General features: G+C 61.6%; 13 protein-coding genes. 6 read left to right on the forward strand and 7 right to left on the reverse strand.

Features of this window, described 5'->3' with window-relative positions; genetic code table 11:
- Positions 1-318: 318 nt before the first annotated feature.
- Positions 319-987, forward strand: a complete 669-nt coding sequence (locus HMPREF2757_RS12235; RefSeq protein WP_370919396.1) for a relaxase/mobilization nuclease domain-containing protein — start codon at positions 319-321, stop codon at positions 985-987.
- Between the two features lie 374 nt (positions 988-1361).
- On the opposite strand, the gene HMPREF2757_RS11730 is transcribed toward HMPREF2757_RS12235, so the two are convergent.
- From HMPREF2757_RS11730 to HMPREF2757_RS09060, 3 genes are all read right to left on the reverse strand, one after another.
- Entirely contained in the window at positions 1362-1817 is a 456-nt protein-coding gene (locus HMPREF2757_RS11730; RefSeq protein WP_141750237.1) for a hypothetical protein, read from the reverse strand.
- A 134-nt stretch (positions 1818-1951) separates the two neighbouring features.
- The gene (locus tag HMPREF2757_RS11735) at positions 1952-2221 is read right to left on the reverse strand and encodes a hypothetical protein (protein WP_141750238.1); all 270 of its coding nucleotides are present in this window, start codon (positions 2219-2221) and stop codon (positions 1952-1954) included.
- Positions 2222-2678: 457 nt separating this feature from the next.
- A complete protein-coding gene (locus tag HMPREF2757_RS09060; protein ID WP_070575693.1) occupies positions 2679-4202 on the reverse strand; it encodes an MFS transporter in 1524 nt (507 codons plus the stop codon).
- Between the two features lie 272 nt (positions 4203-4474).
- Here HMPREF2757_RS09060 and bioB point away from each other — a divergent pair, with 272 nt between their 5' ends.
- A complete protein-coding gene (gene bioB / locus HMPREF2757_RS09065) occupies positions 4475-5671 on the forward strand; it encodes a biotin synthase BioB (protein ID WP_070575697.1) in 1197 nt (398 codons plus the stop codon).
- A 63-nt stretch (positions 5672-5734) separates the two neighbouring features.
- On the opposite strand, the gene HMPREF2757_RS09070 is transcribed toward bioB, so the two are convergent.
- Positions 5735-6085, reverse strand: a complete 351-nt coding sequence (locus tag HMPREF2757_RS09070) for a TM2 domain-containing protein (RefSeq protein WP_070575700.1) — start codon at positions 6083-6085, stop codon at positions 5735-5737.
- Positions 6086-6207: 122 nt separating this feature from the next.
- On the opposite strand from HMPREF2757_RS09070, the gene HMPREF2757_RS09075 reads away from it, so the two are divergent.
- The gene (locus HMPREF2757_RS09075) at positions 6208-7326 is read left to right on the forward strand and encodes a glycerate kinase (protein ID WP_070575703.1); all 1119 of its coding nucleotides are present in this window, start codon (positions 6208-6210) and stop codon (positions 7324-7326) included.
- On the opposite strand, the gene HMPREF2757_RS09080 is transcribed toward HMPREF2757_RS09075, so the two are convergent.
- A complete protein-coding gene (locus HMPREF2757_RS09080; protein ID WP_070575706.1) occupies positions 7304-7930 on the reverse strand; it encodes a copper resistance CopC family protein in 627 nt (208 codons plus the stop codon). The two genes, HMPREF2757_RS09075 and HMPREF2757_RS09080, sit on opposite strands and share 23 nt — an antisense overlap.
- 47 nt (positions 7931-7977) lie before the next feature.
- Positions 7978-8490 (reverse strand): low molecular weight protein-tyrosine-phosphatase, encoded by a 513-nt coding sequence (locus tag HMPREF2757_RS09085; protein ID WP_070575709.1) that lies wholly within the window; start codon positions 8488-8490, stop codon positions 7978-7980.
- 36 nt (positions 8491-8526) lie between these two features.
- Here HMPREF2757_RS09085 and HMPREF2757_RS09090 point away from each other — a divergent pair, with 36 nt between their 5' ends.
- The 3 genes from HMPREF2757_RS09090 to HMPREF2757_RS09100 all read left to right on the forward strand — a co-directional run bounded on the left by HMPREF2757_RS09090 (position 8527) and on the right by HMPREF2757_RS09100 (position 11802).
- Positions 8527-10485: a M13 family metallopeptidase gene (locus HMPREF2757_RS09090; RefSeq protein WP_070575712.1), complete on the forward strand. Its 1959-nt coding sequence runs from the start codon at positions 8527-8529 to the stop codon at positions 10483-10485.
- 54 nt (positions 10486-10539) lie between these two features.
- Entirely contained in the window at positions 10540-11130 is a 591-nt protein-coding gene (locus tag HMPREF2757_RS09095) for a PepSY domain-containing protein (protein WP_070575715.1), read from the forward strand.
- A 93-nt stretch (positions 11131-11223) separates the two neighbouring features.
- Positions 11224-11802 (forward strand): PepSY domain-containing protein, encoded by a 579-nt coding sequence (locus tag HMPREF2757_RS09100; protein WP_070575718.1) that lies wholly within the window; start codon positions 11224-11226, stop codon positions 11800-11802.
- 136 nt (positions 11803-11938) lie between these two features.
- Here HMPREF2757_RS09100 and HMPREF2757_RS09105 read toward each other — a convergent pair whose 3' ends face one another.
- Positions 11939-13339 (reverse strand): DUF1684 domain-containing protein, encoded by a 1401-nt coding sequence (locus tag HMPREF2757_RS09105; RefSeq protein WP_070575721.1) that lies wholly within the window; start codon positions 13337-13339, stop codon positions 11939-11941.
- Positions 13340-13379: the final 40 nt, after the last annotated feature.

A 13379-nucleotide genomic window follows, 5' to 3' on the forward strand; every position in this document is an offset into this window, starting at 1 on the left:
GGCCACGATGGTGGTTTGTTCGGCCAAAGCTGCAGGGATCTCGTCACCCAGGTGGGCCGCCATGCGGGGTGCGAGTTTCTTCAATCGTGTTCTCACGCGGCTGCGTTGCGTTGTTTCCCCTCGGATCATGAACGACTGGGGCAGACATCATGCCGGAGCCAGCCGGTTCCCTGCACTGCCTGTCCTGACGGACAGCAGTGACACCTAAAAGGTAACGGGGCTCGGGTCGGAGATATTGCGGCGTATCTTCACGGGCCGGGAAAAGCGAATGAACACAAGTACGTGGATGCTCGTTGTCAGCGCTGCTCTGGTGGCATCGTGATTGGCTCAAACATTAGAGCGCAGGGAGAAACTGACCCGATGTTTTGGGCTGTCGAGATTCGCGCAACACAGGGGCGACGTGGAGATATCACGAAACCTATTTGGCAGTGTTCGTTACGGAACTCTGTGCATGATCGGGTCCTCAGAGACGACGAATGGGCAGATGCCTGCCAGACTTTCATCGAGAGCATGGGGTTGGAAGACAACCGTTGGAGCCTAGTTTGCCACGGTGATGACCCTGTGCACATCGTCGTGTCCCGCGTCAATGATGAAGAGCAGGTCTGGCACGGGCGCAGTGACCGCGGACAGGCTCAAACAGCCTGCACCCAGCTAGACAAAACCTATGGCCTTGAGGCTTGCCCCACGGTTGAAGCACACACCGAAACAGACCGTGACCCAGGAGTGGTCACGGTACGCAAACAGGCGCAGGACATCAGAAACAAGCGTGCGGGAGTACCGCACCGGCCTGGTGTTGCGCCGACGGTCGGTAGCCCACACGCGCTCCGGTGGCTTCAAAGAAGCCCCCCGAAGCGAGGCAGCAGAACGCGCTCGGGTGATCCGTCGTACCGCGACCATCAGCGGCGAACATCGCGAGAGCAACGTCCAGCCCAAGGGCGGGGCGAAACTAGCCCGGATAAGTATGTTCAGGTATCGGTTTCTTACTGAACCATCCGAAGAAATGAGCCATCTTCACGACGAAGATAACGAGAGCAGCCGCTAGCAGAACAAACGTTAGATAGTACGCCGTACTCGATATGAGAGTGCTTTGATGAACGGGTGGATATCCATCTTGAAAACAGACTATCCGCGGTGGAGCGAATGTTGTTTCGATCCATGCTGCAGTTGAGTGCCGAATCTCACCCGAACCGTTCAATGGGCATTTCCCCACTCCTTCTATGGCATTATCGGCCTGCCAGGATTCAGCAAGAAACGCGACTATCGACGCTGCAAACGTGCAGACAGAACCGAGAATGAACACCCTGGTGCGAACGAAGCGAGAAACCCATGTGGATGTTGTCTTATTCATAAAAACAACCTGCTCATATTTTAGGGTGTGATGGCCTTGGGCCGCTTGTCTTCGAACTCGCCCCAGTTGAAATGAGTGGGCGTTTGTTCTTGCCGTCCAGAGAGTAGTTCCATTGGTACAGCTGGAACTCTAAGCCCCAGCGCAAGGGATCTGGTGCATTTTTCAGGTTTGATTTTCCGAGCCAGGCGGCATTGATTAAGACCTGCCTCTTCCCGTCAACGTTGTCTTTGGTTTGGAACCACACACTGTTGGCATGCGCACGGGTAGGAGGTTCAGAAGACTGTTCTTTGTCTTTCACAGCTGCTGCTCGGTTCTGTTGTTTCGTTTTAGGAACCTCTTGGTCCCGTTTGCGGGTCAGATCAGCGTCCCCTGCGTCTTGGCGCAGTTTACCACGAGCGTCGTCAAGGAGACCGTTCGATGTAGAAGAGCTGCGTGCTGCCGTCGTGCTCGCGCCGTCCTTTGCAACCACAGTCAGATTATCTACTTCTGCATTTCCGTCAGGAGCCTGGCTCCGTAGGTTTTCTTCTAGATTCTGAATGTTCGCATCTAGTGAAATTGGAGAGTCATAAATGTAACTCCCAGCTACATTACCAACTTTAAACCCTACGGATTGAACTTGGAAATCATTATTTTTGCAATCTCGAACGCATCGCGAGTTGAAATTGGATGGTCGAACTCCACTGTTGTGTTGTCTGCTTGCTGATCTGACGAACTTGCAGCCTCAGCTTCTAGCGTTCCTGTAGCGGGGTCCGCTAGCGCCAGGCGCGAAAGTGTAAACGCTGTGATCGTCAGGAAAAGTGCGCTTTTAGAGATCGTTAGCTGGGATTTGGACTCTTTTTCTGATTGTCCATGCCGTTCTCCTTTGGACTGCATGGCTTCATGGGGATTACTCGATACTCTACACATCAGGACATTACTTGTAAACAAAGTTAACAAATATTCCCAATGGAAGGGCCGTGAGATGGGTCGACACCTCGAAATGAACCGCCCGTTTGTGTGCTTGGTTAGCGGTTGAATATACGTGCGAAAAACCTAGCCTTTCAGGAGGACGAGACGGCGCAGTCTGAACCGTTGCAGGGGCTGTTGCAGCCGCTTCTGAAGGGGTGTCACGGGGGTGAGCGGCGCCTCGTGAGTTTTCCTCACCCCAGAACCCAGCGCTGTGCGAATCCCGAGCGCACCCGGCACCTCCTGCCGAGAAGAAGCTCCCGCTAGCCGCAGATCCACGCTTTAGCAACCACTGCTAATGGGAGTTTCTGCGGCTAAAGCGTGGGCGGGGTTGAAGGACGAGGTGCCGAGCCCTTGAACGCGCCCGGCACCTCGCGCTCCTGCCTCAGACCCCGACGGATGCGGGCTCTTTGGTGAGTGGCGTCTCGGCGGGTTCTTCGTGATCGAGCGCCTGCCCGCGGGTCTCCCGCAGCAGCCACGCGCAGACCAGCGAAATGACCCCCGTTGCGCTCAGCAGCAGACCGATTCCCGTACCGCCGTAGGAAGCGCTGATGGCGCTGGCGAGGATCGGCACGATGCCGCCGCCCAAAATGCCGCCGATGTTGTAGCCCAGGCCAGCGCCGGTGTAGCGGTAGCGCGGCTTGAACAGCTCGGGCAGATAAGAACCCAGCGGCCCGTAGGCGCAGGCGTAGAACAACAGCGTGAGGCACTGAGCCAGGGCGAAAGCCGCACCCGTGCCGATTGATATGACGGGGAAGATGAAAAGCGCCCACACCGTGCCCGTGGCAAAGCCGAAGATCAGCAGACGACGCCGTCCGAAGCGGTCGGACAGCCAGCCGGCCAGCACAACCGTCACACCGAGCACCACCGCGGCGAGCATGTTGATCGACAGGACCACGGTGCGCGGCAAGCCGATTCCCTCGGGGTCGGACGCGTAGGACGTGAGGAATGACGTCGACGTGTGGAAGAACGCGAACAGCATGACCAGGCAGCCGCTGGCCAACAGGACTTCGCGGGCCTGGAAGCGGAACACGTCGATGAACGGCGAGCGCTCACGCGGCCTGACTGCGTCAGCACTGTCGGCGCCGTCTACACCCTGCGTATCCTTGCCACCGCCGGGCGCTGCAGCGATCTCGGCGTCGCGTCTGCGGGCTTCTTCCGCTGCCGCCTGCGCCTGCACGAAAGCCGGGGTTTCGGCAATGCTCAGACGCACCCACAGGCCAATGGCGATCAGCAGGGCCGAGGCCACAAACGGAATTCGCCAGCCGTAGCTCAGAAACGCCTCGGACGAATCCCCGGCAACCAAGGCGGAAACGAGGAACGTTGTGTTGGCCAAGAACATCCCGGCGGGTGTGCCCAGCTGCGGAAACGCCCCGTAGAGGCCGCGTTTGTCCTTCGGCGCATACTCGGCGGTCAGCAGCGCGGCACCGGCCCATTCGCCGCCGACCGCGAAGCCCTGCAGGAACCGCAGGGTCACCAGAATGATCGGCGCGGCAATGCCGATCTGGTCCGACGGCGGAATGAGGCCCATGAGCACAGTGGCCACACCCATGATCAGCAGCGTGGAGATGAGCGATTGCTTGCGCCCGATCCTGTCGCCGAAGTGGCCGAAGAAGATCGACCCCACCGGGCGGGCCACAAATCCGACGCCGAAGGTGGCGAAGGACGCCACGAGTGCCGCACCGGAGCCCAGGGCCGGGAAGAACACTGTGGGGAAAACGAGGGCAGCGGCGGTGCCGTAGATGAAGAAGTCGTAGAACTCGATGGTGGTTCCGGCAAAGCTCGCCGCGCGCACGCGGCGCAGCTCACGGGGCGTTGGCTTTCTTGTGCTCCCCACTGCCGAGGTGCCGGTTGCCGAGGCGCCGGGCGGGCTGGCAGCACCGCCGGCGGGTGTCACTGTTGTCGTCATGGTGTCTCCTCTTTTGTTTGAGCCGCGGCTGTGCGGTGATTCGAAGACGACGCTAAAGACTCAGTGCGATAGGGACTGGCGCTGTTTGACACACTGCGACGCGGTTTGTCACATGCCTGTCCCCCGCTGTCACACAGGGCCCACCGGGCGTAATAGAGCTGTCCTGGAGCGTCACAGAACTGCAGTGCCGGAGTCATTGGCTCATCACGGCCGCAGCAAATGTGATCCGGGTCGCGTTTGACAGAAATTGAACACTGTTCAATAGTTGAACGGTGTTCAATTTCAGTGAAATCGCCGATCGCGCAGTCGCGGGAACCCCGGCTTCCTCTGACGAAGCGCTGAGCATCCTGCGCTCTGACGACTCCCAGCTGCTTGACCTCGTTGCCGCCGCCGGGCGCGTGCGCCGCCACCACTTCGGCATGAAGATCAAAGTCAACTACCTGGTCAACCTCAAATCAGGTCTGTGCCCCGAAGACTGCGGCTACTGTTCGCAGCGCTTGGGCTCGGACACTGAGATCCTCAAGTATTCGTGGCTCAAGGGCGACGAAGCCCGCCGCCAGGCCGAGTTCGGACTGGCCGGAGGTGCGTCACGAGTGTGCCTCGTGGCATCCGGCCGCGGACCGTCCAACCGCGACGTTGAGCGGGTTGCCGGCATGACCGAAGACATCAAGGCCAACAACCCAGACGTCGAAATCTGCGCCTGCCTGGGCATCCTCAAAGACGGTCAGGCGCAGCGCCTGCGCGATGCCGGCGTGGACGCCTACAACCACAACCTCAACACCGCCAAGTCACACTACGAGGACATCTGCTCCACACACACGTGGGACGAGCGTGCCGAAACAGTCAGCCGCGCACACGAAGCCGGCATGTCACCCTGTTCCGGGCTGATTGTGGGCATGAGGGAAACCGACGAGCAGATTATCGAAGCGGTCGAATCGCTGCGCGAACTCGGCTCAGACTCCATTCCCGTCAACTTCCTCATCCCGTTTGAGGGAACACCACTGGAAGGCGTCAACTACCTCACACCCACCCAGTGCCTGCGAATTCTGTGCGCCGTTCGACTCATGTGTCCCGACAAGGAGCTGCGCATGGCCGGCGGACGCGAAATGCACCTGAAATCGCTGCAGCCCATGGCCCTGCACGTGGTCAATTCGCTGTTCTTGGGCGACTACCTCACCTCTGAGGGCCAGGCGGCAGAGGACGACCTCAACATGATCGTCAACGGCGGGTTCGAAATCGTCGGCCAGGACGATGCTCGGGCACTGCGCGACCAGCTGCGCGCCCACCGCAGAGCACACGCTCAGGCAATGAACAGTGCCGAAGAAGCGGCACCCGCAGTCTCAGCCCCGGCAACCCTGCCTTGCGGCAAGAGCGCACCCCCTGCCGGCACCTCGGCCGGTGACGGAAGCGTGACCGTCCCCACCATCCGCAGGCGCGGAGCAGGAACGGCCCTGGCCCCGAACGCCTAAGGGACCGACAACAGAACAACCCCGGCAAAAACCGGGGTTGTTCTGCGTAAACGGAAAGTCTGATCAGAAGCCGAGCGCCATGGCGTCGTTCTGGATGTCGCCGAGGGTGGTGACACTGCAGCTGCCGAAGCCAATGCCCACAACGAACATGACGGCAGTCACAATCCAAGCGAGCTTCTTGTGCTGCTCATAGCCTTCAAGCGGCTGGCCGTTCTTATCGCGGCCAGCACCCACCAGGTAGATGATCAAGTCGATGAGCGACCAAATGCCGAAGCCGCCGAGCGTGATCAGCTTGAGCACGCCAGTGCCGATTTTTCCAAGGTAGAAGCGGTCGATGCCCAGGCTTCCGAGGAACCAGGCCAACAGCCATGTAACAAGGAAGCTTTTCTGTGATGTGTGTGTATTTGTAGTCACAGGACAACAGTAGGCCCACGGGGCCATATGGGCCAAAAGCACCCTGCATAGGCCCGAGGGAATCACCGGACAGACCATCGAGAAGCCGCCGCTGACGGAGTTTCCTGTGGGATGCTGATGCTATGCGCGCTCTCATCGCTGTCGATAAGTTCAAGGGCACCCTGACCGCCGCCGAAGTCACTGACCACCTGCGCCCCGTCTTGGAATCAGCTGGCGTCACCGTCGACGCCACGCCGCTAGCCGACGGGGGCGACGGCACTCTCGAAGCAGCCCAGGCCGCGGGATTTTCCCTGCGCGCGGCAGAGGTCACCGGTCCACTGGGAGGCACCGTGAGCGCTCGGTGGGCGCTGCGGGGTACGCGGGCGATCATCGAAATGGCCGAAGCCAGCGGCCTGGCGCTCCTTCAGCGTCAAGGCGGCTCTGTTGAACCGGCAACAGCGCGGAATGCCACAAGCATGGGCGCGGGAGAGCTCATCGGCCACGCGGTTGCGGCAGGTGCCCGCTCAATTGTGCTGGGGCTTGGAGGTTCGGCCAACACTGACGGCGGGATTGGAATGCTCATGGGGCTTGGCGCCGTGGTTCACGATGCACGCGGCCAGCGTGTTCGCGACCCGCGCGGCGCGCTTGCCCACGCTGCGAGTGTTGACCTGTCGACCCCGCTGCGACTTCTGGACGGGGTCGAACTGACGGTGGCGTGCGACGTCGACAATCCGCTGACCGGTCCGCGCGGTGCAGCTGAGGTGTTCGGACCGCAGAAGGGAGCGGACGCACAGGCGGTTGGCGACCTCGATTCTCAGCTGCGGGAATTCGCCCACAAGCTCGGGGCTGCGGATACTGCTGCGCGGGCCGGCGCCGGGGCAGCCGGCGGAACGGGGTTTGCGGCTCTGCTGCTGGGAGCGCACATGGAGTCTGGGGCGGATCTCATTCTGGACCTCACCGGCTTCGATGCCGCACTGGCGCAGGCTGATGTCGTCATCACCGGCGAGGGCCGCTTTGATGTGCAGACGCTCAGCGGAAAAGGCCCCGCGGTTGTCATTGAACGCGCCCAGCGGGCAGACCTTCCCGTCTTTGTGGTCTGCGGCTCTGCCGACTCTGAAGTGTCGCACGCGGGACTGGCGGGACTGTTCCAGCTGACGGACAAGGCCCCGGTCGAACAGGCGATGTCCGATCCGGGGCCCGTGCTCACAGCCGTCGCAGACGACCTGGCTGAAGCCGTCCTCAGCTTTCGCTGTCGTCGATGACGTTCTTCTTGCGGGTGAACATCACGAACACCGCAACGAGAGCACCGAGACCGGCAACTGCCAGCAGAATCAGCACAACCGGAGAAACGCCAGAAGCGTCCTGGCTGGCCTCTTCCTGTCCGGAAGCATCCGACTGCTTGCCGTCTTCGGCCTTGTCTGCGGTGTTGTCTTCGCTGGCGCCTTCCTCAGTCTTGTCGCCGTCCTTGACTTCGCCGCCGCTGCCGGCGGAATCAAGCAGAGTGAATTCAACCTTGCCGGAAATGGGGTGTCCGTCCTGGCTCACAACCCGCCAGGCAATCGTGTAATCGCCGGGTTTAAGATCGTCGGGCAAAGCCGCCGTGACGGTCCGGCCCTCAACGGTGATCTCTCCGGCTGAGAAGTCTTCACCGTCTTTTTCCACGCGGATTTCGCTGCCGATGTCCTGGATTTCGCCCGAGTAGTTCAGTTCGATCCATTCGGGCTGCTTGTCCAGTTTGGCTCCCTGCTTGGGGTTCGAGCCGATCAGCTGGTCGTGTGCCTGGGCGGGTACCGAGCCGAGTACCAGCGCCAGGCTGGCAAAAAGGGCTGCGGCAAGAAACCGCGAAAGCGAAGATCGGGTGGTCATGGCTGCTTCTCCAGTCGATATGCGGGGTGCGGGCGAAAGTCCTTCGCTCAATTGTGTCCCATGCTGTCAGCCGCTGCGATGATTCCGTCCTGTGCACGAGCAAGCTCACGGTAGGTTGTTATGAAATCGTCAGCTGTGCCGTACCAGGGGTCTGCGACATCGGCTGCTGCCGCCGTCTCGGGCTCTTCATGCGCGTTCGCTCCGGGGTCGAACTGGTGAAGCATCCGCACAGGCGGCACATTTCCACCGGCTTGGCGTTCCAACCGGCGAATGCCAGCAACGTGCCGCGAGGTCATGGCGACCACCAGATCAATGTCGTCAAGGTCCTCTGCCCGCAGCTGACGAGGGCTGTGCTCGGTGACGGGAATACCGTTCTTCTCCAATTCTGCGCGCGCCCGATAGTCAATGGGGTTGCCGACTTCTTCGTCGCTTATGCCGAAGGACTCGACTTCGATATCGGTCCGCCCGCAGCCCGCGAGTTCGTGTTTGAGCATCATTTCGGCCATGGCAGAACGGCAGATATTGCCGGTGCAGACAAAGGCAATGCGGAAGGGCTTCATGGTCACTACGATGACACAGCCGGTAGCGTGGATGCCATGACTTCAGCTGATCTGCCCTACGGAGACCCTTCCGCTTCTTTCCGGGACGACCTTTTCCGCCGTGTGAACGGCACGTGGCTGGACACCCACGTCATTCCCGATGACCGCGCCGGCGATGGAGCTATGCGCGGACTGTTCGACGCGGCCGAAGAAAATGTGCGCACCATCATCACCGACCTGCAGCAGGCGGACTCTGATGGCGACCCAGACACGCAGATGCCAGCGGACCTCTACGCATCGTTCATGGACGTCGACACAATCGAACAGCTCGGCGTGAGCCCGCTGCGCGAACAGTTCAAGGCGATTGCCGACGCCGGCAGCAAGGAAGAACTCGCCGCGGTCATGGGCCGGCTGGAACAGGAGGGCGTCGGCGGTCTGCTGGCCGGCTTCGTGTCCGCAGATGCCAAAAACTCCGAGCGGTACGCGCTGTACTTTGAGCAGGCGGGAATCAGCCTGCCCGATGAGTCCTACTACCGGGCCGAAGAATCCGCGCCGATCCGCGAGGCCTTCCTCGCCCACCTCGAAGCGATGTCTGCTCTGGGCGGGCTGAGCGAATTTTCAGGGCTGTCGGACGCCGACTTCGCCCGCACTGTCTTCGACTTCGAAACCGCCGTTGCCAAGCACCACTGGGACAATGTGCGCACGCGTGATGCCGAAGCCACCTACAACCCGACCACACCCGAACAGCTGCGTGAACTCGCAGCCGGGTTCGACCTCAACTCGTGGCTCGAAGCCCTCGGCATCCAGCCCGAACCCGAACAGTTCATTGTGCGCGAACCCGACTTCGTCACCGGGGCCGCCCAGCTGTGGGACAGCACCGAGCTTGCTGCCCTCAAGGCGTGGCTGCTGTTCAGCGTTCTCAGCCGGTATGCAAACTACCTGAGCGCAGACATCGTCGAAGAGGACTTCGGCTTCTTCGGCCGGACCCTCTCAGGCACCCCCGAACTGCGCGAAAGGTGGAAGCGCGGCATCAGCACCGTCGAGGGCCACCTGGGTGAGCTCGTGGGCAAACTCTACGTGCAGAAGCACTTCCCTCCGGCATCGAAGAAGGCCATTGCCGAACTGGTCGACAATCTGCTGAAGGCCTATGAGAGCTCGATCAAAGACCTCGACTGGATGACCGAGACAACAAAGGCGCGGGCCCTGGGGAAGCTGTCGAAGTTCTCCGTCAAGGTCGGCTACCCCGATGTGTGGCGGGAGTACAGCTTCACTGTCACAGCCGACGACCTCGTGGGCAATATCCGTCGTTCTTCTCAGGCCGAACACCGCCGTCAGCTCGACCGGATCGGCGGTCCTGTTGACCACACCGAATGGTTCATGACTCCGCAGACAGTCAACGCCTACTTCCACCCGGTGCTCAATGAAATCGTGTTCCCCGCGGCAATCCTGCAGCCGCCTATGTTCGACGCCGAAGCTTCCGCAGCAGCCAACTACGGGGCGATTGGAGCGGTCATCGGCCACGAAATCGGCCACGGCTTCGACGACCAGGGATCCCGCTACGACGGTGACGGCAACCTCGTCAACTGGTGGACCGACGAAGACCGAGCGGGCTTTGAGGAGCGCACCCGCAAGCTCATCGACCAGTACTCCGCGCTGTCGCCGTGGGAAGTCACGGACGGCAGCACCGTCAACGGCGAACTGACGATCGGCGAGAACATCGGCGACCTCGGCGGTTTGGGGATCAGCTGGAAGGCCCTGCAGCTTGCTGCCCACGACAGCGGCCAGCCGCTGACCCAGGCTGACCGCGAAGCATTCTTCTGCCAGTGGGCCGCCGCGTGGCGTTCGAAGTTCCGCGAAGAAGAGCGCAAACGCCGTCTGGCAATCGACCCCCATTCGCCGGAGGAGTTCCGCTGCAACCAGGTGGTGAAGAACATGGATGCCTTTGCCGAAACCTTCGGAACACAGCCCGGCGACGGCATGTACCTGGCTCCGGAAGAGCGCGTGACCATCTGGTGACGCACTTCACCGGCACTGACGAAACTCTCAGAAACATCTTTTTAGCGTGAGGTTATGAAGAAGAGCCCTCTGGTGTCCTCTGTCCGGGCCGCTGCCGTCATCGGCGGTTCACTCGCACTCGTCCTCAGCGGCTGTGCCATCAAGGACGGCGCATCGCGCGAATCTCCCACAGCGCAGCAGGAGGCCACACCTTCCGAGGAGCCTCCCGGCGGCATCGCCACGGTCGGCGGCCAGGATTCCGCACAGTCGGCCGAAGCGGCGCGTACTGCCGTTCTCACCGCCGTTGCGGACGTCGATGACAGCGGTCAGGCCGTTGGCCTGAAAGCAGAAGATGACGGCTGGCTGATCACCGTCTACAGCGACGGGAAGAACACGCCGGTTCACGTCAGCGCTGACGGCGCAGAGGTCACCGGCAAGGACAAGGTCGAAGACCCGCCATCCGGTGCCGCGGACCAGTACTCGTCGATGCGCCAGACGGTCGATCAGGCTGTCCAGTCTGCATCGCGCACTGTGCGCGGTGAGGTGGTCGAAGTCGGCCCGGGCAGAAAAGACGGCCAACTGGGCTGGAAGGTCAGCATCGAGCCCGACGGTGCTGACAAACCCAAGGACGTGTACGTCCACCACCGCTCCGGCGACGTCCTCTGACGCGACGTCCTCCGGCGTGCCGAGCTCCGACAGTCCCACAAGCGCACGTATTCACTGACCAACACACTCAGCGAAAGGACAGTGACACACCACATGACTAAGCTTTCCACCCTCCTTGCCGCATCGGCTGCCGCCGGAGCACTCGCCCTGACCGGCTGTGGAAACTCCGAAGGAGACCAGCAGTCCAACGACGCCCAGCAGCAGTCGACCACACAGGCTGAGAGCCCCAGCACCGAGTCTGCAGGCGACCCGCAGAGCGAAAAGGGTGGTTCAGTCCAGACCGCGCAGTCGGCAATTGAGCTGGCTGAAAAGGAAATCGACGGCAAGGCCACCGAACTCGACTTCGATGACAGCCGGTGGGAAATCAATGTCATCAAGGGCTCGGAGAAGCACGAAGTCGTCGTCAGCCCCGAGGGCACCGAGGTCGTCAAGAAGGAAAAGGACGACGACCCCGCCGACCAGGAAGACGTCGACGCTCTGAAGAAGGTGAAGACTCCCCTCAAGGACGCTCTCGGCACAGCCGTTGACGAAAAGGGCGGCGGCACAGTCGACGAAGCCGACCTGACGACCGGTTCCTCCCCCGCGTGGGAGGTTGAGGTGTACCCCGAAGGCGAAACCGATTCGGTTGACGTCTACGTTTCGGCCGCTGACGGCAAGGTGACCGACAAGTGACGAACCCTGCTGTCTAGGGCAAAGACTGCGGCAGCAATTTGCCCCTCGGCAGCAGAATCCCCAAGCACCAAAGACACGAGGTGCCGCCCGGCTGGAACCGGACGGCACCTCGACTGGTTACGGGGCCTGAACCCGCTCAGCTGCGCTCGGTGTGGATCATGCGGATGAAGCGGTTGACCAGGTCGTTCCAGGAGCGGATGAGTGAATCGTCTTCGACTTCCGTGCTCGCGCGCAGACGGCCCAGTGGGGCATTGGGGTTTGTGACCAGGCTGCGGAACAGGGCGTCTTGGGCAACGTCGTCGCTGAGGCTGACTTCGACCGAATCGACCGCCCCGACTACCGACTGCGGCACCGGGAGGTCACCCCCGTCGATCTGCGCACCAGCGGCCACTTCCATCAGACGGCAGGCGTCTCCGACGGCAATTGTCGGGATGTGCGAGCTGATCGCGTCGTCGAGGAACCCGATGACGTCGTCACGTGAAACCGCCCACCCCTGCTCGTCGTCGGCAAAGCCGAAGACGATGACGCCCTGGTAGCCGATGGGGCTGGGCAGCAGCTCGCCTTCGTGCAGGCGCACAAAGTCGCAGCGGATGCCGCCTTCGGACAGCTGGTCGAGTGTGCGTCCGTAGAACAGGTTCGCGCTGGTCTCGACGACGACGATCGGGGTGCGCAGTCCGTTTTCGCTCAGGGTCTGCCGAGGCGCCTGCTCGCCTGCCGTGATCGGCTCGCTGATCCTGTTCTCCGGCACGGGAGCGGGGCAGGTGGCGAAAGGGGTGAAGGCCATGGGGAAGTTGACCGCGCGGTTGAAGTCGACGATGACACGCCCCGATGAATCGGGGGTGCCCACCGACAGGCGCCGCCACTGCGATGTGGTTCCGCCGTTGGTTCCGTCGTAGAAGTCCAGGTGGAGCCCGGTTTCGGGGTGTCCCGTGGCCAGTAGGGTGTGGGCTGTGCCGTGCAGGTCGAATTCGACGGTTCCCACAACATAGGTGCTGATCTGCAAGCCCGGTGCGGCCGTGTCGATCCTCCGCAGCTCCGGTTCGGCATACGGGGTGAACTGCCCCTGGACTGCGAAGCTCGGGTCGATTTCGAAGGTGGGAATGTCGATGAAGCTGCTCAGAAGCTTCGAACGGGAATCGCGAATCCGCAGTCCCATGTAGCCGTCGCGGTTGAGGGCTTCGATGACCACCGTCCCGTCGGTCAACCACATAAGCGATGCACCCTGGGGCAGCCACACGGACTGCCTGCCGGTGTCCATGCTGCGCACAACCTGCACGCGCTCGGCCCTGGGGAAGGTGATGTCGTCTGCCATGACGTCAAGCGCCGCGGCGGTGGGGCCGATCGCACTGCCCGGTTCGGCGTCGAAGTGCAGCCAGTCATTGCTGCGGGTGAACCTGCCGGGGATTTCGCACACTGTGCGTTCGTCACCTTCGGCCAACCAGATGAGGCCCGTCAGCGAGAGCCAACCGTGCTGGGTGGCCAGACTGGCAACGCGGGAGTCGTGCCACTCCTCCCAATCTGCTCTGTACTCTTCCACTGATCACCTTCTGTTGAGCAGTTCCGTGCGAATCAGGAAC

Source organism: Brevibacterium sp. HMSC063G07 (assembly GCF_001810665.1).
In the GTDB taxonomy this organism is placed as follows: Bacteria; Actinomycetota; Actinomycetes; order Actinomycetales; family Brevibacteriaceae; genus Brevibacterium.